We start from the raw sequence: 21,110 nt of genomic DNA on the forward strand, positions 1-21,110 counted from the left end.
TCGGCGCGTATGCGCCGCTCGCGCTGATCTGGATCAAGCGTCGCGATTGGCGCGCAGCACGCGCACCGCGGCGCGCGCCGCGACCCACGCCTCGTTGGTCGGCTCGACGACCACCGTGACCGCACTCGACGCGCACGACACGACGTGCGCATGATCGGCATTCGCGCGCGCGTCGAGCGCGATGCCGAGCCAGCCGAGCGACGCGCAGATCCGCTCGCGCAACACCGCCGAGTGTTCGCCGATGCCGGCCGTGAAGACCAGCATGTCGAGGCCGCCGAGCAGCGCGGTCAGCGCGCCCGTCTCGCGCACGATGCGATGGACGTACAGCGCCAGCGCATCGCGGGCGGCTTCGTCCCCGGCCGCCTCGCGCGCGAGCAGCACGCGCGGGTCGCCCGACGCGCCCGATACGCCCTTGAGCCCCGATTCGTGATACAGCATGTGTCCCAGCTCGTCGCCGGACAGCTTGCCGGCCTCGAGCAGGTGCAGGACGACACCGGGATCGAGCGTTCCGCAGCGGGTGCTCATCATCAATCCGTCGAGCGCGGAGAAGCCCATGGTCGTCGCGACGCTGCGGCAGTCGCGCAGCGCGCACAGGCTCGCGCCGCTGCCGAGATGGGCGGCGATCACGCGGCCGTGCGCACGGGCGCCGAACGACTCGTCGAGCGCGACGGACATGTATTCGTACGACAGCCCATGGAATCCGTAGCGGCGCACGCCCTGGTCGAACCACGCATGCGGCAGCGGCAGCAGCTGCTCGACGCGCGGCAGCGTGCGATGAAACGCCGTGTCGAACACGGCGATCTGCGGGACGTCCGGAAACGCGTCGCGCAGCACGTCGATCGCATCGAGGCTGTGCGGCTGATGCAGCGGCGCGAGCGGCGTCAGCGTGCGCAGCGCGTCCAGCACGTCGTCGTCGACGACCGTCGGCTCCACGTAGCGTGCGCCGCCGTGCACGACGCGATGCGCGATCGCGCCCAGCGCGACGTGCGGCAACTTCACGCGGATCCACGCCGCGATCTGCGCGAGCACGGCGCGGTAGGGATCGTCCGCCGTGCCGAGCGGCAGCGAACCGTCCGGCTCGGCGTCGAAGCGGATCGACACGCTGTTGCCGGCCGCGACCGCTTCGCCCTCGTGCAGCGGCCGCCGCGCGGGGTCGCCGTGCGGCGGGCAGGCAAAGAGCGCGAACTTCACGCTCGACGAACCGGCATTGACGACGAGCAGGGCGAGCGTACGCATCGGCCGGCTCAGTGCGACATCAGGACCGGCAGCGTCATCGACGCCAGCACCGTGCGGGTGGCGCCGCCCATCACCAGCTCGCGCCAGCGCGGATGGCCGTAGGCGCCCATCACGAGGAGGTCGGAACCCGTTTCATAAGCACGCGACAGCAACGTATCGCCGACCGCGGGGCCGGCGCCGGCATCGATGTCGAGCACGTTCACGTCGCGTGCGTGGCGCGCCAGCATCAGCGCGGCGTCGGCGGCCGGAATGCGCGTGGCCGCCGCTTCCGAAGCGCCGTCGACCACGGCCGCGACCGTCGTGCGCTTCGCGTGTTCGAGAAAGGGCAGCGCGTCGTGCGCGGCGCGGGCCGCTTCCCGGCTGCCGTCCCACGCGATGAACACCCGTTCGCCGACCGACGGGAATTCGCCCGCGCACGGGACGAACAGCACCGGGCGGCCGGCGGACAACACGAGGTTCTCCGGAAACTGGTCGTCGATGTAGGTCTCGGGATCGTTCGGGTCGCTCTGGCCCGCGATCACGAGGTCGGCCAGGCGTGCGGCGCGCGGCACGGCCAGGTTCGCGCGCTCGTCGGCTCGCACCCACGCGGCCGGCACTTTCGCGCGGGCCGTCTCGGCGTGGAACAGGCGTTCCAGCGCGGCGAGCCGCTCGTCGCGCTGTTCGCGGCGCTCACGGAAGTAATCGGCGGACCCGGCCATCACGTAGAACGAATGCGGCTCCGGCGTGTAGACCGCGAACAGGCCGGTCAGGTGCGCACCGAAGCGCCGCGCGAGGCGCAATGCGAACTCGAGGCGCGAATGCGCGCGGGCGCTCGTATCGAGGTGCACGACCATGCTCTTGTAGCTCATCGGAATCGCTCCATCGACGGGGGAACCGCCAGTGCAATCCAGTCTACGGAGCAGGGTTTCCGAGTACTTGACTCAGATCAACGGCTCCCCTGCGCGATGCCCGCACAGTGAAGCGGTCGCGGTGCCGATCCCGGGCAGGCGGCACGAGGCGCGATGCCAACCCATTGACCGGATCGAACGAGGGACGCCGATGAGTACGTACGCTTTGACGACACCGAACGACGCTTGCCGCGCGGGCTGCGATCTCGCGCTGCGCATGGTCGCGCTGAATAGCGACTGGCAGCATGAATGGCATGCGCTGGCAGGGCGGCGCATCGAGCGGGACCGCGCCGCGGTTCGCCACCTGCAGCAGGCGCTGGCGGACACGAACGAGTGGCCGGCCTTCGGCGAGGCGACCCGGCAGGTGATGCGCGACTACGCGATCGCGAGCGTCGCGATCTGGCAGGATGCCGCCGAGCTGTGCATGCGTGCGCAATACGAGAACGCCGGCGCATGGCGCACCTGGTTGCGCGAATACGGCGCGGGCGCGATGTCGCGTTATCAGACCGACTGGCTGCCCGACCTGGGGCGACTGGCCGTGGTCAACGAAGCCAGCATGCCGTGGGCCGACTGGATGACGGCGCTGGAGCGCGGGATCGAGGACGCGAACGACGGGGCGCCGGTTGCCGTGCGCCGCCTGAACGGCACGACCGGCGCGCAGGAGAACGACCATGTGTGCTGACCGGGTCGCGTTCGTCACGGGCGGCATGGGGGGCCTCGGCGCCGCGATCAGCCGTCGCCTGCACGATGCAGGCATGACGGTGGCGGTGTCGCATACGGAGCGCAACGACCACGTCGCGACGTGGCTCACGCACGAACGCGAGGCGGGCAGGACGTTCCACGCGTTCGAGGTCGACGTCGCCGACTACGATTCGTGCCAGCACTGCGCGGCACGCGTGCTGGCCGAGTTCGGGCGCGTCGACGTGCTCGTCAACAACGCCGGCGTCACGCAGGACGCCACCTTCGTGAAGATGACCAAGAGCATGTGGGACGCGGTGCTGCGCACCAACCTCGACGGCATGTTCAACATGACGAAGCCGTTCGTGCCGGGCATGATCGAGGCGGGCTTCGGGCGGATCGTGAACATCGGCTCGGTGAACGGTTCGCGCGGCGCATACGGGCAGGCGAACTACGCGGCCGCGAAGGCCGGCATCCACGGCTTCACGAAGGCGCTGGCGCTCGAGCTCGCGCGCCACGGCGTGACGGTCAACACGGTGGCCCCGGGCTATCTGGCCACCGCGATGCTCGAGACGGTGCCGAAGGAAGTGCTCGACACGAAGATCCTGCCGCAGATCCCGGTCGGCCGCCTCGGCAATCCCGGCGAGATCGCCGAGCTCGTCGCGTTCCTGTGTTCCGACGCGGGGGCGTTCGCGACCGGCGCGGAATTCGATGTCAACGGCGGCATGCACATGCGATGAACGCATCCGTCATGCGCATGCCGATCGAGCACGAGTCGATGCGGCCAACGGCTACGAACGCACCGGCGTCGAGTTCGGCCGGATGCACACCGGTCCGGCTGTCGCCCGCCGAACAATGGAACCGCGCCGCGCATGCGAACGTGGCCGCGATGACCTTCGGGCTGTCGCCCGTGTCGCTCGCGCTGGCCACGCTCGACTGGGGCGCGCATCTGGCCGTGTCGCCGGGAAAATGCTTCGAGCTTGCGACGCAGGCGTGGCTGGCTGCCGTGGCACCCGCGGCCAACCCGGAAGGCGAAGGCGAGGGCGAGGCCGACGATGCCGGCGCGGGCGGCTTGGCCGTGCACGCCGGGCAGGCCGATGCGCGCTTCGCCGCGCCCGCGTGGTCCGGATGGCCGTTTCGCGCGTATCGCGACGGCTTCCTGTCGATCCAGCGCTGGTGGCGCGACGCGACGCGCGGCGTGCCGGGCGTCGAACGGCACCACGAGGAGCTGGTCGGATTCGCTGCGCGACAGTGGCTCGACGCATGCTCGCCGGGCAATTTCCTCGCGACCAACCCGGTCGTGCTCGACGCGACGATGCGCAGCGGCGGCGCGAATCTCGCGGCAGGCTGGCGGCACTGGCTGGAAGACGCGCACGCGCTGCTCGAGCGCACGCACGGCACGCGGGCCCGCGACACGCGCACCTATCTGCCGGGGCGCGACGTGGCGATCACGCCGGGCCGCGTCGTCTGGCGCAACGCGTTGTGCGAGCTGCTGCAATACGACCCGACGACGGCCGGCGTGGCACGCGAGCCGATCCTGATCGTGCCGTCGTGGATCATGAAGTACTACATCCTCGACCTGCAGCCGCACGATTCGCTGATCCGCTTCCTGGTCGATGCCGGCTACACGGTGTTTGCCGTGTCGTGGCGCAATCCGGGTGCGGAAGCGCGCGAGCTCGGGCTCGACGATTATCTGCGCGACGGGTGCATGGCGGCGCTCGGCGCCGCCGGCTCGATCTGCGGCGAAGCGGTCCACGCGGTCGGCTACTGCCTCGGCGGCACGCTGCTGGCGATCGGCGCGGCGGCGCTCGCGCGCGACGGCCGCCAACACGAGGCGTTGCGCTCCGTCACGTTGCTCGCGGCCCAGACCGATTTCAGCGAACCCGGCGAACTCGGCCTCTTCATCGACGCGAGCGAACTGTCCGCGCTCGATGCGCTGATGTGGCGGCAGGGCTACCTGGACGGCGCGCAGATGTCCGCCGCGTTCCAGCTGCTGAACGCGCGCGACCTGATCTGGTCGCGCATGATGAGCGAATACCTGCTCGGCACGCGCACGAAGCCGAACGACCTGATGTCGTGGAACGAGGACACCACGCGCATGCCGTACCGGATGCATACCGAATACCTGACGCGCCTCTTTCTCGACAACGATCTCGCGGCCGGCCGCTACTGCGTCGACGGGCGGCCGGTCGCGCTGTCGGATATCGACGTGCCGACATTCGTGGTCGGGACCGAGCGCGATCACGTGTCGCCCTGGCGTTCCGTCTACAAGCTCCATCTGCTCACGCACCACGCGCTGACGTTCGTGCTGACCTCCGGCGGCCACAATGCCGGGATCGTGTCCGAACCCGGCCATCCGGGACGCCACTATCGCTGCGCGACGCGCGAGCCCGGCGCGCCTTACCGCAACCGGCGCGACTTCGTGAGCGAAACGCCCGCGCTCGACGGATCGTGGTGGACGTGCTGGCGCGACTGGCTGCACGCGCATTCGTCGGGCGAGGTGCCCGCACGCGTGCCGGCGGCCGGCTTCGGCGCGGCGCCCGGCAGCTACGTGCTGGAGACCTGAATATGAACCTGAACCTGCATCCGGATCCGTCCGCCGGCGCGTGCCTGCCCGGCCTGTTGCCGCGCGCGGACGGCGAACTGCCAGCCCTGATCGCGCGTGCGCGCCATGCGCCGCCGCTGACGGTGGCCGTCGTGCATCCGTGCGACACGGCCAGCCTCGTCGCGCTTGCCGCGCTCAACGCGTCGCCGCTGGGCGCATCGATCGAACCGCTGATCGTCGCGCCGCGCGCGAAGGTGTTGCGCGTGGCGAGCGAGGCGGGCGTCGATCTCGCGAAATGGACGATCGAGGACGTTCCCCACAGCCACGCGGCGGCGGCCCGCGCGGTGGCACTCGCGGCGTCGGGCCGCGCCGGCGCGCTGATGAAGGGCAGCCTGCATACGGACGAGCTGATGGGGGCCGTCGTCGCCGCGGAATCGGGCCTGCGCACCGACAAGCGCATGTCTCACTGCTTCCTGATCGAGGCGCCGGCGTATCCGCGGCCGTTCATCCTGACCGATGCCGCGGTGAACATCGCACCGGATCTCGCGCAGAAGGCGGCCATCACGCAGAACGCGATCGACGTCGCGCATGCGCTGGGCGTCGCGCGCCCGCGCGTCGCGGTGCTGTGCGCGGTCGAGACCGTCAATCCGGCGATGCGTTCGACGCTCGACGCGGCGGCCCTCGCGAAGATGGCCGAGCGCGGGCAGATCACGGGGGCGGTCGTCGACGGCCCGCTCGCGTTCGACAACGCGATATCGCAACGGGCCGCGCGCGAGAAGGGGATCGACTCGCCGGTTGCCGGCCGTGCCGACATCCTCGTCGTGCCCGATATCGAAGCGGGCAACATGCTCGCGAAACAGCTCGAATACCTGGGCGGCGCCGCGAACGCGGGCGTCGTCGTGGGCGCGCGCGTGCCGATCGTGCTGACGAGCCGCGCCGACGGCGTCGCCGTCCGGATCGCGTCCTGCGCGCTCGCGGTGTTGCTGGCGCAAGTCCGGCATGACGCCGCCCCGATGCCTGAACAGGCCCCCCTTTCGATGGAGGAATTGCGATGAAAGCACTCGTGTACCACGGCCCCGGGCGCAAGGCGCTCGAACGGCGGCCCAAACCGGAACTGCAGTCGCCCACCGACGCGATCGTCCGCGTGACGCGCACGACGATCTGCGGCACCGATCTGCACATCCTCAAGGGCGACGTGCCGACGTGCGAACCGGGCCGCGTTCTCGGCCATGAAGGCGTGGGCATCGTCGAGCAGGTCGGCGCGGCGGTCGATTCGCTGAAGCCGGGCGACCACGTGCTGATTTCGTGCATCTCGTCGTGCGGACGCTGCGAGTACTGCCGCCGCGGACTGTATTCGCATTGCACGACCGGCGGCTGGATCCTCGGCAACCGGATCGACGGCACGCAGGCCGAGTTCGTGCGCATCCCGCATGCGCCGACCAGCCTGTACCGGATCCCGGCCGGCGCGGACGAGGACGCGCTCGTGATGCTGTCCGACATCCTGCCGACCGGATTCGAATGCGGCGTGCTGAACGGCAAGGTGCAGCCGGGCTGCTCGGTCGCGATCGTCGGCGCGGGGCCGATCGGGCTGGCCGCGCTGCTGACCGCGCAGTTCTATTCGCCCGCGCGGATCATCATGATCGACCCGGACGGCAACCGGCTCGAGGTCGCGCGGCGCTTCGGCGCGACCGACTGCATCGACGGCCACGGCGGCGACCCGGTCGCGCAAGTGATGAAGCTGACCGACGGCGTGGGCGTGGATTGCGCGATCGAAGCGGTCGGCATTCCGGCGACGTTCGAGATGTGCACGGCGCTCGTGGCGCCTGGCGGGGTCGTCGCGAACGTCGGCGTGCACGGCGTCAAGGCCGATCTGCACCTCGAGAAGCTGTGGGATCGCAACATCTCGATCACGACGCGGCTCGTCGACACGGTCAGCACGCCGATGCTGCTGAAGACGGTAGGCGCCGGGCGTCTCGATCCGGCGCGCCTGATCACGCACCGGTTCTCGCTCGACGACGTGGAAAGCGCGTACGACACGTTCGGGCGCGCCGCGCAGACCCACGCGCTGAAGGTCATCATCGAAATCGGCTGAATGCCGGGCCGCGCGTGGCGGAAACCGGGTGCTTCCGCCGCCCGTCACGCGCGGCAGGCGTTGCGCCGGCAGTCAGGACGACAGCGCGGTGGGTTCCCGCGTGTTGTTTGATTCAATCGCGTCCAGATCGACGCACTGCTCGTAGGTCGGCACCTCGCACGGCCAATGCAGGCGCTCCGAGATGCGCCGGCGCATCGCATCCGCGGCAGCGGGTTCGCCATGCGTGACGAAGGTCCGCACGGGCGCGCCCTGCATCGTGCCGAGCCACTTCAGGATCTCTTCGTAGTCGGCATGGGCCGACAGCGTCGTGATCGACTCGACCTGCGCGCGCACGCGCACGTACTCGCCGTGAATCTTCAGCGTCGGCTCGTGCGCGGCGAGCGCCGCGCCGCGCGTGCCGGCGGCCTGGTAGCCTACCAGCGCGATCGTGTTGCGCGCATCGGGCGCATGGCGGCTCAGGTGATGCAGCACGCGCCCTCCGGTCGCCATCCCGCTGCCGGCGATGATGACCATCGGGCCGTGGTGTTCGGCGATCGCCTTGGACTGCTCGACCGAGCGGATCATCGTGGCCGCGTGGCCGAGCGCATTCGCTTCGGAGGCCGTCAGCCGGTGTTCGAGGATATGGTGGCGATAGATTTCGGTCACGTCCGTCGCCATCGGGCTGTCGACGAACACCGGGACGCGCGCCATGCGGCCGGCCGCCTTCAGCCGCGCGATGTAGTGCAGGATCTCCTGCGCGCGGCCGACGGTGAAGCAGGGCATCACGACGACCCCGCCGCGCGCGAAGGTCTTGTCGAACATCTCGGCCAGCTCGTTTTCGGGATCCGACGCCGGATGCAGCCGGTCGCCGTACGTCGATTCGACCACCAGGTAGTCGGCATGCGCGGGCGGTCGCGGCGGTTGCATGATCGGGTCGTGATACCGGCCGAGATCGCCGGAGAACGCGAGCACCTTGTGATCCCAGTGCATCACGACGCTCGCCGCGCCGAGGATGTGCCCGGCCGGCAGCAGGCGGAACGACAGGCTGCCGCCCAGCGCGGTGCATTCGTCGAACGCGACGGGTTGCAGCAGGCGCAGCGCGCGCTGCGCGTCGTCCAGCGTGTAGAGCGGTTGCGCGGGATGATGCTTCGAATAACCGTGCCGGTTCGCGAAGTCGGCTTCCTCCTCCTGCAGCCGCGCGCTGTCGCGCAGCATGATGTCGCAGAGTTCGGCCGTGGCCGCCGTGCAGTACACCGGCCCGCGATAGCCTTCGCGGGCCAGCACCGGGAGATAGCCGGTGTGATCGAGATGCGCGTGCGTGAGCACGACCGCGTCCAGCGTGTCGGGCGCGAACGGCAGCGCGCGCCAGTTGCGCAGCCGCAGGTTCTTGGTCCCCTGGAACAGGCCGCAATCGACCAGGACGCGCCGGCCGCCGTGCTCGAGCAGATATTTCGAGCCGGTCACGGTTTCGGTCGCACCGAGAAAAGTCAGTTTCATGGGTTGCCTCCCCGGGAGTCGACGGAACAGTAAGTCGATTACATCCCGAACGCGCGCGCGGCGGTTGACCGAAATCACGAATGGCGGGATTCCGATGACGAACGGCTCGAACGCGACGCGTAAGATGCCGCTTGCGATGCCCCGAATGCAATGCGTCCGGCCGGTGCCGCTAACGCCCGGGCGGCGCCGGATCCAGCTGCGCGACGAACGCCACGATGCCCGACACCAGCGCAACGATCGCGTACGGCACGACCCGCTCGTCGATCAGCATCGCATGCACGACGCCCAGCAGCGACGCGAGTGCGATGAATACGCAGAGCGTCGCGAACGCGTTTCGGTATCGCAGGCCCATCATGACGTTCTCCCGGGAAGCGGCCGCCGTGGACGGCGTTGCCGTCGGCGCATGCCATCGGTTGCGCAAGACATGTGCCATGATCGCGTGCCGCGCGCCGGCGCGATTGATCTGTATCAACCGACGAATCCCGGCATCACGGAATCGACGCGCCGCTCAAGTCATCTGACCAATCGTCTTGCGGAAGCGCGTCAGCGACAGCAGGAACAGCACGCAACCGATCGCGAACAGCGCCGCGAACTGGGCCCACACCGCCTCGAACCCGGCACCGCGATACAGGATGCGTTGCGCGAGTTCGACGAAATGCGTGGTCGGCGCGGCCAGCATGATGTCCTGCACGACGGGCGGCATGCTTTCGCGCGGCGTCAGGCCGCCCGACAACAATTGCAGCGGCAGCAGCACGAGGACGAGCAGCATGCCGAACTGCGGCATGCTGCGCACGAGCGTCGCGAGAAAGATCCCCATCGACGTCGTCGCGAACAGGTGCAACGCCATGCCGGCCACGAACAGCGGCACCGATCCCGGAATCGGCACGTGCAGCGCGCCGCCCACGACGAACGTCAGCGACGCGACGGCCGCCGCCGCGACGACGAGCCCCATCGACCAGACCTTCGCGAGCATGATTTCCGCCGCGGTCACCGGCATGACGAGCAGATGCTCGATCGTGCCGTGCTCGCGCTCGCGAATCAGCGCGGCGCCGGTGAGGATCATCGACAGCATCGTCACGTTGTTGATCAGTTCCATCAGCGCGCCGAACCAGACTTCGTCGAGATTCGGGTTGAAGCGCATCCGCATCGCGAGATCGACGGGCGGCAAGGACGTGCCGCGATGGCGCCGCACGAACGCATCGATCTCGCCCGACACGATCTGCTGCACGTAACCGCCGCCGGTGAACGCCTGCGTCATGCGGGTCGCATCGACGTTGAGCTGGACCGTCGCGTGACGGCCGGCGAGCACGTCGCGCTGGAAGTCCGGCGGAATGTCGAGCGAGAACGTGTAGTCGCCGTTGTCGAGCCCGCGATCGGCCGCGCCGGCGTCGACGAGCGGGGGCGGCGCGAACTGCGGCGGGAAGAACGCCGCCGCGATGCGCGCCGACAGCGGCGACGCATCCTCGTCGACGATCGCGATCGGCACCTTGTGCAGCGTTTCCGGGCGCGCGGTGGCCGCGACGTAGATCGACGCGCTGAACGTGTAGACGATCAGCGCGAGCAGGATCGGGTCGCGGGCGAGGCTCCACAGTTCCTTGACCCCGAGCCGGAAAATGACGAGCAGGCGCGACATGGTCAACGCTCCTGCTTGCGCAGCAGCACGCCGGTCATGACCAGGATGACCGGCGCGGCCGCGAGCATCGGCCAGAACTGGGACGACAGGTCGGCCAGCCCGAGCGCCTTGTTGTAGACGCCGCGGCTGATCGCGAGCATGTAGGTGGCCGGATAGACGGTGCCGACCCACTTGCCGCTGCCCTCGAGCGACGACAGCGGCGTGAGCAGGCCCGAGAACTGCACGACGGGAATCAGCGTGCCGACGATCGTCATGAAGATCGCGGCGATCTGGCTGCGGGTAAACGTCGACGCGAACAGCCCGATGCCGGTGGCCACGACGTTGAAGATCAGCACCGCGGCCGCCAGCGTCGCGAAACTGCCCTTGATCCGCACGCCGAACACGAGGTCGGCCAGCACGACCATCAGCAGGAAGTTCAGCATGGCCAGCATCACGTACGGCGCCTGCTTGCCGAGCAGGAATTCGGCCCGCGTGACGGGCGTCACGTACAGGTTGACGATCGACCCGAGCTCCCGTTCCCGCACGACGGCGAGCGCCGTCAGCATCGCGGGCAGCATCAGCAGCAGCATCGGCATGATCGCGGGAATCATGGCCGGCAGGCTCTTGACGTCCGGGTTGTAGCGATAGCGGATCGCGATGTCGACGGCCGGCGCGAGCGACACGCCGAGCCGGCGCTTCGCCTGGTCGCGCAGCCAGTTTTCGTGCATGCCGGCCACGTAGCCGCGGATCGTCTCCGCGCGCATCGGCATCGCGCCGTCGACCCATGCGCCGATCTCCACGCGGCGGCCGCGCGCGACGTCGCGCGCGAAACCGGGCGGGATCTCGAGCGCGAGCGACAGCTGGCCGTTGCGCATGCGGCGCTCGATGTCGCGGTCGTCGGCGAGCGGCGCGCGCGGCACGAAGTAGCGGGAACCGGCGAGGTTCTGCGCATAGTCCTGGCTCAGGATCGACTGATCGCGGTCGAGCACCGCGAACGTCAGGTTGTCGACGTCGAGACTGATCCCGATGCTGATCACGCACATCAGCACGAGCGAGCCGAACAGCGCCAGCGTCGCGCGCAACGGGTCGCGTCGCAGCTCCAGCACTTCGCGCCACAGATAGCTGCCGGCGCGCGCCGGCTGAACCATGCCGCCCACGACCGCCGCCGGCCGCCGCGGGTGGCGCGGTCGCCGCGGGCGGCGCGGCGAGCCAGGTCGGCGTCGGACGGCGCATCGCGGCGACCGTCCGCCCATCCGCTTTCTGCGCGTCGCTCAGGTAGCCGATGAACGCGTCCTCGAGCGTGGCGGCGCCGCGCAGGCGCACCAGTTCCTCGGGCGCGGCGCTCGCGAGCACGCGGCCCGCATGCATCAGCGAGATGCGGTCGCAGCGCGCGGCCTCGTTCATGAAGTGCGTCGAAATGAAGATGGTGACGCGATCGTTGCGCGCGAGCTCGATCATCAGCCGCCAGAAGTCGTCCCGCGCGACCGGATCCACGCCCGACGTCGGTTCGTCGAGGATCAGCAGCTCGGGCTTGTGCACCATCGCCACCGCGAGCGAGAGCCGCTGCCGCATGCCGAGCGGCAGGCGCTCGGGCAGCGCGTCGAGGGCGTCGGCCAGCCCGAAGCGCGCGACCATTTCGGTCACGCGCGCGGGCACGTCCGCCTCCGGCACGCCGAACAGGCGCGCGTGCAGCACGAGGTTCTGCCGGACGGTCAGTTCGCCGTAGAGCGAAAACCCTTGCGACATGTAGCCGACGCGCCGGCGCGTGTCGATGTCGTTCGCGGCGACCGGGCGGCCGAACAGCGTCGCCGTGCCGTCCGACGCGGGCAGCAGGCCGGTGAGCATCTTCATGGTCGTCGACTTGCCGCAGCCGTTGGAGCCGAGAAAGCCGAAGATTTCGCCGCGGCGGATCTGCAGGCTCACGTGGTCGACCGCGACGAAATCGCCGAACCGCATCGTCAGCCCGTCCGCCTCGATCGCGTAGCCGGCCGCCCGATCGGCCTGGAACGGCGCGATCACGACCGGCTGGTGTCCGTGCCGGCGCGCCTCCGGGAGCAGCGCGATGAACGCGGCTTCCAGCGTGTCGCAACCGGTGCGCTCCAACAGCTCGCCGGGGCTGCCGGTTGCCAGCACGCGGCCGGCGTCCATCGCGATCAGCCGGTCGAACCGGCGGGCCTCGTCCATGTACGCGGTGGCGACCAGCACGCTCATCGCCGGGCGGGCGGCGCGAATGCGGCCGATCAGCTCCCAGAACTGCGCGCGCGACAGCGGATCGACGCCGGTCGTCGGCTCGTCGAGGATCAGCAGGTCGGGATCGTGGATCAACGCGCAGCACAGGCCGAGCTTCTGCTTCATGCCGCCGGACAACTTGCCGGCCGGGCGGTCCAGGAACGGCTGCAGCCCGGTGCTGCGCGTCAGCGCGTCGATCCTTCGGCGCCGCTCCGCCGCATCGTGGCCGAACAGGCGCGCGAAGAACTGCAGGTTTTCCTCGACCGACAGCGTCGCGTACAGGTTGCGGCCAAGGCCTTGCGGCATGTAGGCGATGCGCCGGCACACGCGCGCGCGATGGCGGCGCGACGACAGGTCGCCGTCGAGCGTCCATACGCGGCCCTGCTGGATCGCGCGCGCGCCGGAAACGAGCGCGAGCAGGCTCGACTTGCCGACGCCGTCCGGCCCGATCAGCCCGATCATGCGGCCGGCCGGGATATCGAGCGTCAGGTCGTCGAGCGCGGCCTTGTCGCCGTAGCGCAGCGAGACGCCGGACAGCCGTGCGACCCAGCCCGGATCGGCCGACACCGGCGCAGCGCCGGTCGCGCCGGCATCCGTCTCGACGGGCGGCGCCGCTTTCATTGCGGCACCCTGATCGCGAGGCGATCCGGCCAGCCCGCGTGCGGGTCGGTCTTCAGCCACGCCACGCCCGGCAAGCCGGTCTTGACGAGCTTCAGGTGGCGCTGCAACAGGTCGCGATCGATGCGTGCCTTCACCCGGAACATCAGCTTCTGCCGCTCGGTGGCCGTTTCGACCGTCTTCGGCGTGAACTGCGCGGTGCTCGACACATAGGACACGCGGGCCGGAATCACGTATTCCGGTGCCGCATCGAGCACGATCCGCACGTCGGCGCCGAGCGGGACCCGGCCGACGGCCGCTTCGGGCAGGAAGAACGTCATGTACACGTCGGACAGGTCGACGACGTTGAGCACCTTGCCGCCTGCCGGCAGGACTTCGCCCGACTCGGCGATCCGGTACTGGACGCGCCCGTCGCGCGGCGAGGTCAGTTCGCTGTCCGAAAGGTCGGCCCGCACGCGCGCCACGGTCGCCTGCGCGGCCGTCACGGCCGAGCGCGCCGCGACGAGCTGGGCCTGCGTGGCGTCGATCGCGGCCTGAGCGGCTTCCACCTGGGCCCGCGCGGCATTCACGGTCGCGCGCAGGCTGCCGGCGCGCGCGCGATCGTCGTCCAGTTCCTGCATCGACGACGCGCCGTCGCGCGACAGCGTTTCGGACCGCGCGAGCCGCCGCGTGGCCGCGTCCAGCTCGCTTTCCCGCTGCACGACGACGGCCGCGGCCGCGGCCTTGTCGCTGCGGCGCTGCGCGACCTGCGCGTCGATGCTCGCCGCGGTGTTCACCGCCTGCTGCTCGCGCGCCCGTGCCTCGTCGAGCTGCGCCTGCAGGACGACGACGTCCATGCGTGCGAGCGGCTGGCCGGCCGTCACGAAGTCGCCTTCGTCGACGAGCATCGCGGTAATGCGCCCCGGCAGCTTGGTCGCGACGTCGATTTCGGTCGCCTCGATGCGGCCGTTGCCGCTGACGAGCCCCGCGTCCGCCTGGCCGTCGTGCCAGCGCGTCCACCCGTAATACGCGAGGCCGATCGCAAGCACGGCCGCACCGATACCGATCAGAAGAGGGCGCGGGATGGTTTTCATGGTGTGTTGTCCGAGTCTGTCGAAAGGGGCGCCGTTGCCGCGGCAGTCTTGCCGGTGTCGATCACGCCGCCGCCGAGCGCGCCGTACAGCGCGACGCGGCTCGACAGCAGCGCACGACGGGTCGTGACCAGCTGCTGCTCGGCGTTCATCAGGTCCCGCTGCGCATCGAGCACCTCGAGGAAGCGGGTCGCCCCGCTGTCGTAGCGCAGCTTCGCGAGGCGCGCCCGCTCGGCCTGCGACGCCAGCGTGGCGCGCTCGATGGCGACCTGGTCGGCGAGCCAATGGCGCGCGGCGAGCGCATCGGACACGTCGCGGAACGCGCGCTGCAGCGTCTGTTCGTAGCGGGCGAGCGCTTCTTCGCGTTGCGCGCGCGCCAGTGCGAGATTCGACCGGTTGCGGCCGCCGTCGACGAGCGGCAGCGTGACGTTGGGAATCACCGACCACACGCCGGACCCCGACGACAGCAGGTCGTGCAGCGCGCTGCTTCCCGAACCGATCGCACTCGTCAACGCGATGCGCGGAAAGAATGCCGCGCGCGCCGCGCCGATGTTCGCGCGGCTCGCCTGCAGTTCGCGCTCCGCCGCAATCACGTCCGGGCGCCGGGTCAGCAGCGACGAGGGCAGGCCGGGGGTTAGCGACGGCAGCACCGCGCCGTCGTCGAGCGCGAGCGGCGTGGCGCCCAGCGCCGGCGGCGCACCGACGAGCAACGCCAGCGCATCGGCTGCCGTCGCGCGGGCCTGCTGCAACTGCACGCCGAGCGATTCCGCCTGCTGCAGCAGGATCTCCGATTGCGTGAGATCGAGGCGCGAGATCGCGCCGGCCGCGTGACGAAGCCGGAAAATCCGCAGCGATTCGCGGCGGGTGTCGATCGTCGCGCGGGTCAGCGCGATGCGTTCGTCGATCTCGCACAGGGTCAGATACGCGTCCGCGACACCGGTGACGACGCTCAGCGTCACCGCCTGCCTGGCTGCGTCGCTCGCGAGGTAGCGCTGAAGCGCTGCTTCCTTCAGGTTGCGCACGCGGCCCCAGAAATCGATCTCCCATTGCGTCTCGGCCAGCTGGACTTGATAGACCTGGCCGATGACGGGCGCCGGAGTGAGAAAGCCGCCCGGCGTGCGAAACCGCGCGTAGGCCGCGCCCGCACCGATGGTCGGCCATTGATCCGCGCCGCGGATGCCGTACACCGCGCGAGCCTGCTCGACGCGTGCGACCGCCGCGCGCAGATCCCGGTTGTCGGCGAGCGCCTGGCCGATCAGTGCGCGCAGGCGCGGGTCGACGAAGTAAGCCTGCCAGTCGGGCACGGGCGCGGCGGGTGTCGCGTCGGCGGACGGCTCCGGAAAGGACGCGGGAATCGGTGCGGCGGGACGCTCGTCCGGTGGCGCAAGCGACAGGCAGCCCGACAGCAGCCCCATGCCCGCCGCCAGCGCAATGGCACGCATGCGCCGCACGACGGCAGGATGACAGCGAACGGGAGGCGCGGCAGCGCGCATGGAATGCCTCGTCGAATACGGAAATGCGGGAATTCGGGATGGCGCCGCCCGCGGGGCGTCGCCGATTCGGATTCACTTATATCCGACGATTACCGGGTTTCCCCTTGATCTGGGTCACTTGGGCGGGGATGCGTTTCGAGGGGCTGCTCGCTTGACGCGCGTGCCCGATCAATGCCCAGGAACCGGCATGCGCCCCATGCACCGGCCCCGCTTCGCGGAATGAACCGGTTAGGTAATTTGGTGCGCCGGCGCGCGCTGCGAGGGCAGCCGCTGGCGCCGGTGCCGGCCCACGCACCGAAATGGGGAATGCGGTGCGCCGGAATTTCCGTCGACTGCCGGTAAGGCAAGCGTTTCACGGCGGTGGCCCGGTTTTTGCTGGAGTACCCGCGGCCGCGCAACGGTTGCGCGCTGCCCGACGACATACCAGACAAGGAAGATTCACCGTGAGCCCGACGACTCGACCGTTCCCCCGACGCACCTGGCTGGCTGCGCTGATCGCCGCCCCCGTGATGGCGCTGTTCGCCGCTGCGCCGGCGCATGCCGACGCGCTCGACACCATCGCGAAAAACGGCGCGCTGCGCGTCGCGGTGCCCGAAGACTATCCGCCGTTCGGCTCGGTCGGCACGGACATGCAGCCGCAGGGCTACGACATCGACATGGCCGAACTCCTCGCCAAGTCGCTCGGCGTGAAACTGAAGCTCGTGCCCGTGAACAGTGCGAACCGGATTCCGTACCTGACGACCAACAAGGTCGACATGGTGATCTCGTCGCTCGGCAGGACACCTGAGCGCGAGAAGGTCATCGACTTCTCGAGCGCGTACGCACCGTATTTCCAGGGCGTGTTCGGGCCGGCCGACGTGAAGGTGAGCGCGCCCGCCGACCTGAACGGCAAGACGGTCGGCGCCACCCGCGGCGCGCTCGAGGAGATCGCGCTGTCGCAGCTCGCGCCGAACGCGACGATCAAGCGCTTCGAGGACAACAACGCGACGATCCAGGCGTTCCTGTCGGGGCAGGTGCAATTGATCGCGGCCGGCAACATCGTCGCGGCGGCGATTCTCGCGAAGAATCCGCCGCGCCGGCCCGAGGTCAAGTTCGTGATCAAGAATTCGCCGTGCTTCGTCGGCGTCAACAAGAACGAACCGCGCCTGCTCGCGAAGATCGACGACACGATCGCCCATGCGAAGCAGGACGGCACGCTGGGCGCGATGTCGAAGAAGTGGCTCGGCCAGCCGTTGCCGGCCGGACTGTGACGAATCGCAGTGTCGCCTGATACATCGCCGCGGCCGGCATCGCCGGCGCGGCGGGTGTCGTTGTCCGAACCCGAATTTACTCCATCGTCATGAGCTACCAGCTTCAATTCGGCGAGCTCGCCGAATACGCCGGCGTGTTCGCGAGCGGCGCGGCGATCACGCTCGCGCTCACCGCGGTCGCGACCGTGCTCGGCGTGGCGCTCGGCGTGCTCGGCGCGGCCGCGTACAGCGCCGACGCGCGCGCGGCCGTGCGGCTGCGCCCGCTGATCGGCGCGTACGTCGAGGCGATCCGCAACACGCCGTTCGTCGTCCAGCTGTTCTTCATCTTCTTCGGCTTGCCCGCGCTCGGCGTGCACATCGACGAATACACGGCCGCGATCCTCGCGATGACGCTCAATCTCGGCGCGTACTCGGTCGAGATCGTGCGCGCGGGCGTCGCCGCCGTCCCGAAAGGGCATCTGGAGGCGGCGTCCGCGCTTGCGATGTCGCGCGCGCAGATGCTGCGCCACGTCGTGCTGCCGCAGGCGCTCGCCAAGGTGTTTCCGGCGCTGTCGAGCCAGATCGTGATCACGATGCTCGGCTCGGCGGTCGTGTCGCAGATCTCGGTGGCCGACCTGACCTATGCGGCCGGCTACATTCAGTCGCGCAACTTCCGCGCGTTCGAGACGTACTTCGTCATCGCGCTCGCGTATCTGGCGATGGCGCTGCTGCTGCGTGCCACGCTCGGCTCGATGGGGCGCCGCCTGTTCTCCCGTCGCGTGCGAGGTGCGCGATGATCGACTTCACGTTCGGGCAGATTCTCGCGAACCTGCTGCTGGCCGCGCGCTGGACGATCGTACTGTCGATCGTGTCGTTCCTGTCCGGCGGCCTCGTCGGCCTCGGGCTGCTCGTGATGCGCGTGTCGAGCTCCACGCTGCTGCGCGGCATCGCGAAGCTGTACATCGAGATATTCCAGGGCACTCCGTTGCTGATGCAACTGTTCATCGTGTTCTTCGGCCTGCCGCTCGTCGGGCTCGACGTGCCGCCGTGGATCGCGGCCACCGCAGGGCTCACGTTCTTCACCAGCGCGTATCTCGCGGAGATCTGGCGCGGCTGCGTCGAGGCGGTGCCGAAAGGGCAGTGGGAGGCGTCGGCGAGCCTGGCCATGAGCTACGTCGAGCAGTTGCGTCACGTGATCCTGCCGCAGGCCGCGCGCATCGCGATCGCACCGACGGTCGGCTTCGGCGTGCAGGCCGTGAAGGATACGGCACTCGTGTCGATCATCGGCTTCACCGAGCTGACGAAGGTCGGCATCGCGATCTCGAACGCGACGTTCCGGCCGTTCGTCGTGTACGGCCTCGTCGCGCTGATCTATTTCGCGCTCTGTTATCCGCTTACCCGTTATGCGCGCACGTTGCAAAGGAGATGGCATGCCGCTCGTTGAAACCCGTGGTCTCGAAAAGAACTTCGGCACCCATCATGTGCTCAAGGGCATCGATTTCTCCGTCGAGCGCGGGCAGGTCGTCTCGATCATCGGCCGCAGCGGCTCGGGCAAGAGCACGCTGCTGCGCACGCTCAACGGACTCGAGAGCATCGACGCGGGCACGATCTCGATCGACGGCGAACGCGTCGATGCGCGGCACGCGGACCTGCGTGCGCTGCGGCTGAAGGTCGGGATGGTGTTCCAGCAGTACAACTTGTTTCCGCACCTGAGCGCCGGGCAGAACGTGATGCTCGCGCAGTCGGTCGTGAAAAAGTCGCATCGCCAGCAGGCGCGCGCGATCGCGGAACTGATGCTCGAGCGCGTCGGCCTCGGCGACAAGTTCGACGCGTTTCCGGAACAGCTGTCGGGCGGCCAGCAGCAGCGCGTCGCGATCGCGCGTGCGCTCGCGATGAAGCCGAGCGTGCTGCTGTGCGACGAAATCACGTCCGCGCTCGATCCCGAGCTCGTCGGCGAGGTGCTGGGCGTCGTCGCGCAGCTTGCGCGCGAGGACATGACGCTGATCATGGTCACGCACGAGATGAACTTCGCGCGTGCGGTGAGCGACCGGATCGTGTTCATGCATCAGGGCAGGGTGTGGGAGAGCGGGACGGCCGAAGAGATTTTCGAGCGGCCGCAGACGGTGGAGCTGACGCGGTTCCTGGGCAGCGTCCGGAACACGGAAGCGGTTGCGCGCTGATTCGCGACGCCCGCGGGGTGCTGACACGGTCGCCCCGATCGTCGACAATCCGGCTCGTGCGCCGCGCCCGCGTGTGCCAAGCCAGCCGAGAGAGTCTTCCATGTCCGTAATATCCGTCAGGACCGCCCACCTCGACGATGCGCAGGCGATCGCCGATTTTCACGTCAAGGTCTGGCGGCATACCTATCGCGATCTCGCGCCGGCGCAGGCGCACGCCGTCCTCGACGAGCGCCATCGCGGCAGGACATGGCGGGAAAAGCTGGCGTCGAACGAGCGCGACCAGCTGGTGCTCGTGGCGGAAACGGACGGCACGATCGTCGGCATCGGCGCGCCGTCGGAGCCGATCTTCGGCGGCCGTGGCGAGATCAAGTTCCTGTACGTCGATCCCGGGTTCAAGCGTCGCGGCATCGGCCGCACGCTGCTCGCCCGGCTCGCAACGCATCTGCAAACGATGCGGTACCAGGGCGCGGCGTTGAGCGTCGTCAAGGGAAACGACGCCGCGATCGCCTTTTACGCGTCGTTGAACGGCCGGCTGGCCGGCGAGTACGTCGACGCGGGGCCGATCTGGCGATCGCAGAACATCGTGATGGTGTGGGACGACCTGACGAGTCTCGTTTCCTGACTTCCCGCCTCGTCGCAAACACGTGCGCGCATCACGGCGCTGCTGGCGAAGTTTCAGGCGCTGGCGGGCATGGCGCTCGAGCAGCGTGCGCAGATCGATGCATTGAGCGACACGTGCCTGTCTAGAGCGACGAGAAGCGGCAAGGGCGGCGGGAGCGTCACCGACCGACGGAATGGCGTTGTTGGTCGTGATACTCGTCATGGCTCCAGACGATGCGCTCCATCAATGTGACGAACGCATCGCGTTCTGCATCGTCGAGCCCGTGCAGCATTCGTTCGTTCGAGCGTTCGGTCGCTTCGAACAACGTTGCATACAGCGCGTCGCCGGCCGCCGTCAGGTACAACACCTTCGCACGGCGATCGGAAGGGCTCGGCTCCCGCACGATCAAGCCTTTCAGTTCCAGGCGTTCGAGCACACCGGATAGCGTGTTGCGGTCGAAACCGATGGTTTGCGACAACGTGATCTGGTCGATGCCGGGGCATGCAAGCACGGACACCAATGCCCCAAACTGAACGGGCGTGATGTCATGGCCGTCGGTTTCCTCGAGAAAGACCGTCACGGCGAACTGCTGAAGGCGCCGCATCAAATAGAGAGGGCGGTTGAGCAGCGCTGCGGCGAGGGAAGGGTCGGAATTGGATCGCGCCATCGGCACGCGCGACGCTTCGTTCGTATCGCGTATGACACGGGCCAGCATGGCAGCGAAACCTTTGCGGTCGCGTGCGGGCAGTGCGTCGAGCATCCGGGCGTCAGCGCGATCTGCGCAGATCACCAATTTTTGATACAAGGCCAGACCGGAGCCCGTAGGCCGGATGAGCTTCGCGCGGCGATCGTTCTCGTCGGTTTTGCGGGCGATCAGCTTTTTGCTTTCGAGGCGCGTGAGCACGCCCGAGACCGTAGAGCGGTCAAAACCCGTCGCGGACGTGATGCCAAGCTGATCGGTGCCCGGTGACACGACGACGGCCGTCAGCACACAAAACTGATCGAACGTTGCGTCGAGTCCGTCGGCTTCTTCAAGAAACAATCGTGTGGCGAGCGTTTGCAGCCGGCGAATCAGGTGCCCCGGCTTCTTGTGCAGAACTTCTGCGAGTGTCTTCTGTGGCATGAAGCGGACGGCGCTGCATGAATTTGAACCGGCCGATCATA

18 protein-coding genes and 1 pseudogene are annotated in these 21,110 nt (G+C 69.0%); 10 read left to right on the forward strand and 9 right to left on the reverse strand.

The features are described from left to right. Positions 1–33: 33 nt before the first annotated feature. Both PL79_RS25720 and PL79_RS25725 read right to left on the reverse strand, forming a co-directional pair. The gene (locus PL79_RS25720) at positions 34–1,236 is read right to left on the reverse strand and encodes an acetate/propionate family kinase (RefSeq protein WP_044846534.1); all 1,203 of its coding nucleotides are present in this window, start codon (positions 1,234–1,236) and stop codon (positions 34–36) included. A gap of 8 nt (positions 1,237–1,244) precedes the next feature. Beyond that, complete coding sequence (locus PL79_RS25725; protein ID WP_044846535.1) at positions 1,245–2,084, reverse strand: universal stress protein; 840 nt, start codon at positions 2,082–2,084, stop codon at positions 1,245–1,247. 190 nt (positions 2,085–2,274) lie between these two features. On the opposite strand from PL79_RS25725, the gene PL79_RS25730 reads away from it, so the two are divergent. Genes PL79_RS25730 through PL79_RS25750 form a run of 5 tightly spaced genes read left to right on the forward strand, consistent with a single transcriptional unit; the run spans position 2,275 to position 7,438 of the window. After that, the gene (locus PL79_RS25730; RefSeq protein WP_044846536.1) at positions 2,275–2,805 is read left to right on the forward strand and encodes a hypothetical protein; all 531 of its coding nucleotides are present in this window, start codon (positions 2,275–2,277) and stop codon (positions 2,803–2,805) included. Further along, entirely contained in the window at positions 2,795–3,541 is a 747-nt protein-coding gene (locus PL79_RS25735; protein WP_044846537.1) for a beta-ketoacyl-ACP reductase, read from the forward strand. Before PL79_RS25730 ends, PL79_RS25735 begins: the two co-directional genes overlap by 11 nt. Further along, positions 3,538–5,367 carry a PHA/PHB synthase family protein gene (locus tag PL79_RS25740; protein ID WP_044846538.1) on the forward strand — a complete coding sequence of 610 codons (1,830 nt, stop codon included), beginning with the start codon at positions 3,538–3,540 and terminating at the stop codon, positions 5,365–5,367. Before PL79_RS25735 ends, PL79_RS25740 begins: the two co-directional genes overlap by 4 nt. Positions 5,368–5,369: 2 nt before the next feature. After that, the gene (locus tag PL79_RS25745) at positions 5,370–6,401 is read left to right on the forward strand and encodes a bifunctional enoyl-CoA hydratase/phosphate acetyltransferase (protein ID WP_044846539.1); all 1,032 of its coding nucleotides are present in this window, start codon (positions 5,370–5,372) and stop codon (positions 6,399–6,401) included. Next, entirely contained in the window at positions 6,398–7,438 is a 1,041-nt protein-coding gene (locus PL79_RS25750; RefSeq protein ID WP_044846540.1) for a zinc-dependent alcohol dehydrogenase family protein, read from the forward strand. Before PL79_RS25745 ends, PL79_RS25750 begins: the two co-directional genes overlap by 4 nt. Before the next feature lie 72 nt (positions 7,439–7,510). Here the strand turns inward: PL79_RS25750 and PL79_RS25755 are convergent, their stop codons facing one another. The 6 genes and pseudogenes from PL79_RS25755 to PL79_RS25780 form a co-directional block, all read right to left on the reverse strand. Next, the gene (locus PL79_RS25755) at positions 7,511–8,914 is read right to left on the reverse strand and encodes an MBL fold metallo-hydrolase RNA specificity domain-containing protein (protein ID WP_044846541.1); all 1,404 of its coding nucleotides are present in this window, start codon (positions 8,912–8,914) and stop codon (positions 7,511–7,513) included. Between the two features lie 169 nt (positions 8,915–9,083). Then, positions 9,084–9,269 (reverse strand): DUF2964 family protein, encoded by a 186-nt coding sequence (locus PL79_RS25760; protein WP_044846572.1) that lies wholly within the window; start codon positions 9,267–9,269, stop codon positions 9,084–9,086. A gap of 153 nt (positions 9,270–9,422) precedes the next feature. Next, entirely contained in the window at positions 9,423–10,547 is a 1,125-nt protein-coding gene (locus PL79_RS25765; RefSeq protein WP_044846542.1) for an ABC transporter permease, read from the reverse strand. A gap of 2 nt (positions 10,548–10,549) precedes the next feature. Further along, positions 10,550–13,376, reverse strand: a pseudogene (gene rbbA / locus PL79_RS25770) (ribosome-associated ATPase/putative transporter RbbA). Beyond that, positions 13,373–14,446: an HlyD family secretion protein gene (locus tag PL79_RS25775; RefSeq protein WP_044846544.1), complete on the reverse strand. Its 1,074-nt coding sequence runs from the start codon at positions 14,444–14,446 to the stop codon at positions 13,373–13,375. The pseudogene rbbA and the gene PL79_RS25775 overlap by 4 nt, the downstream one beginning before the upstream one ends. Further along, on the reverse strand, positions 14,443–15,936 hold the full coding sequence (locus PL79_RS25780) for an efflux transporter outer membrane subunit (RefSeq protein WP_044846545.1): 1,494 nt from the start codon (positions 15,934–15,936) through the stop codon (positions 14,443–14,445). The genes PL79_RS25775 and PL79_RS25780 overlap by 4 nt, the downstream gene beginning before the upstream one ends. A gap of 443 nt (positions 15,937–16,379) precedes the next feature. On the opposite strand from PL79_RS25780, the gene PL79_RS25785 reads away from it, so the two are divergent. The 5 genes from PL79_RS25785 (at position 16,380) to PL79_RS25805 (ending at position 19,967) form a co-directional block, all read left to right on the forward strand. Then, a complete protein-coding gene (locus tag PL79_RS25785; protein ID WP_044846546.1) occupies positions 16,380–17,186 on the forward strand; it encodes a transporter substrate-binding domain-containing protein in 807 nt (268 codons plus the stop codon). An 89-nt stretch (positions 17,187–17,275) separates the two neighbouring features. Next, positions 17,276–17,962 (forward strand): amino acid ABC transporter permease, encoded by a 687-nt coding sequence (locus PL79_RS25790; protein ID WP_044846547.1) that lies wholly within the window; start codon positions 17,276–17,278, stop codon positions 17,960–17,962. Continuing rightward, positions 17,959–18,609 (forward strand): amino acid ABC transporter permease, encoded by a 651-nt coding sequence (locus PL79_RS25795; RefSeq protein ID WP_044846548.1) that lies wholly within the window; start codon positions 17,959–17,961, stop codon positions 18,607–18,609. Before PL79_RS25790 ends, PL79_RS25795 begins: the two co-directional genes overlap by 4 nt. Then, positions 18,596–19,345 carry an amino acid ABC transporter ATP-binding protein gene (locus PL79_RS25800; protein WP_044846549.1) on the forward strand — a complete coding sequence of 250 codons (750 nt, stop codon included), beginning with the start codon at positions 18,596–18,598 and terminating at the stop codon, positions 19,343–19,345. The genes PL79_RS25795 and PL79_RS25800 overlap by 14 nt, the downstream gene beginning before the upstream one ends. A 73-nt stretch (positions 19,346–19,418) precedes the next feature. Next, positions 19,419–19,967 carry a GNAT family N-acetyltransferase gene (locus PL79_RS25805; RefSeq protein WP_235879331.1) on the forward strand — a complete coding sequence of 183 codons (549 nt, stop codon included), beginning with the start codon at positions 19,419–19,421 and terminating at the stop codon, positions 19,965–19,967. Positions 19,968–20,124: 157 nt separating this feature from the next. Here PL79_RS25805 and PL79_RS25810 read toward each other — a convergent pair whose 3' ends face one another. After that, on the reverse strand, positions 20,125–21,069 hold the full coding sequence (locus PL79_RS25810) for a MarR family winged helix-turn-helix transcriptional regulator (RefSeq protein ID WP_052664729.1): 945 nt from the start codon (positions 21,067–21,069) through the stop codon (positions 20,125–20,127). Between the last annotated feature and the right edge of the window lie 41 nt (positions 21,070–21,110).

The sequence above is a fragment of the Burkholderia sp. USMB20 genome (assembly GCF_000949135.2).
Lineage (GTDB): Bacteria > Pseudomonadota > Gammaproteobacteria > Burkholderiales > Burkholderiaceae > Burkholderia.

What these genes read in the sequence shown, in the direction of transcription:
- PL79_RS25720 (WP_044846534.1), bottom strand. Translation starts at nt 1,236, where the DNA reads ATGCGTACGCTCGCCCTGCTCGTCGTCAATGCCGGTTCGTCGAGCGTG.
- PL79_RS25725 (WP_044846535.1), bottom strand. Translation starts at nt 2,084, where the DNA reads ATGAGCTACAAGAGCATGGTCGTGCACCTCGATACGAGCGCCCGCGCG.
- PL79_RS25730 (WP_044846536.1), top strand. Translation starts at nt 2,275, where the DNA reads ATGAGTACGTACGCTTTGACGACACCGAACGACGCTTGCCGCGCGGGC.
- PL79_RS25735 (WP_044846537.1), top strand. Translation starts at nt 2,795, where the DNA reads ATGTGTGCTGACCGGGTCGCGTTCGTCACGGGCGGCATGGGGGGCCTC.
- PL79_RS25740 (WP_044846538.1), top strand. Translation starts at nt 3,538, where the DNA reads ATGAACGCATCCGTCATGCGCATGCCGATCGAGCACGAGTCGATGCGG.
- PL79_RS25745 (WP_044846539.1), top strand. Translation starts at nt 5,370, where the DNA reads ATGAACCTGAACCTGCATCCGGATCCGTCCGCCGGCGCGTGCCTGCCC.
- PL79_RS25750 (WP_044846540.1), top strand. Translation starts at nt 6,398, where the DNA reads ATGAAAGCACTCGTGTACCACGGCCCCGGGCGCAAGGCGCTCGAACGG.
- PL79_RS25755 (WP_044846541.1), bottom strand. Translation starts at nt 8,914, where the DNA reads ATGAAACTGACTTTTCTCGGTGCGACCGAAACCGTGACCGGCTCGAAA.
- PL79_RS25760 (WP_044846572.1), bottom strand. Translation starts at nt 9,269, where the DNA reads ATGATGGGCCTGCGATACCGAAACGCGTTCGCGACGCTCTGCGTATTC.
- PL79_RS25765 (WP_044846542.1), bottom strand. Translation starts at nt 10,547, where the DNA reads ATGTCGCGCCTGCTCGTCATTTTCCGGCTCGGGGTCAAGGAACTGTGG.
- PL79_RS25775 (WP_044846544.1), bottom strand. Translation starts at nt 14,446, where the DNA reads ATGAAAACCATCCCGCGCCCTCTTCTGATCGGTATCGGTGCGGCCGTG.
- PL79_RS25780 (WP_044846545.1), bottom strand. Translation starts at nt 15,936, where the DNA reads ATGCGCGCTGCCGCGCCTCCCGTTCGCTGTCATCCTGCCGTCGTGCGG.
- PL79_RS25790 (WP_044846547.1), top strand. Translation starts at nt 17,276, where the DNA reads ATGAGCTACCAGCTTCAATTCGGCGAGCTCGCCGAATACGCCGGCGTG.
- PL79_RS25795 (WP_044846548.1), top strand. Translation starts at nt 17,959, where the DNA reads ATGATCGACTTCACGTTCGGGCAGATTCTCGCGAACCTGCTGCTGGCC.
- PL79_RS25800 (WP_044846549.1), top strand. Translation starts at nt 18,596, where the DNA reads ATGCCGCTCGTTGAAACCCGTGGTCTCGAAAAGAACTTCGGCACCCAT.
- PL79_RS25810 (WP_052664729.1), bottom strand. Translation starts at nt 21,069, where the DNA reads ATGCCACAGAAGACACTCGCAGAAGTTCTGCACAAGAAGCCGGGGCAC.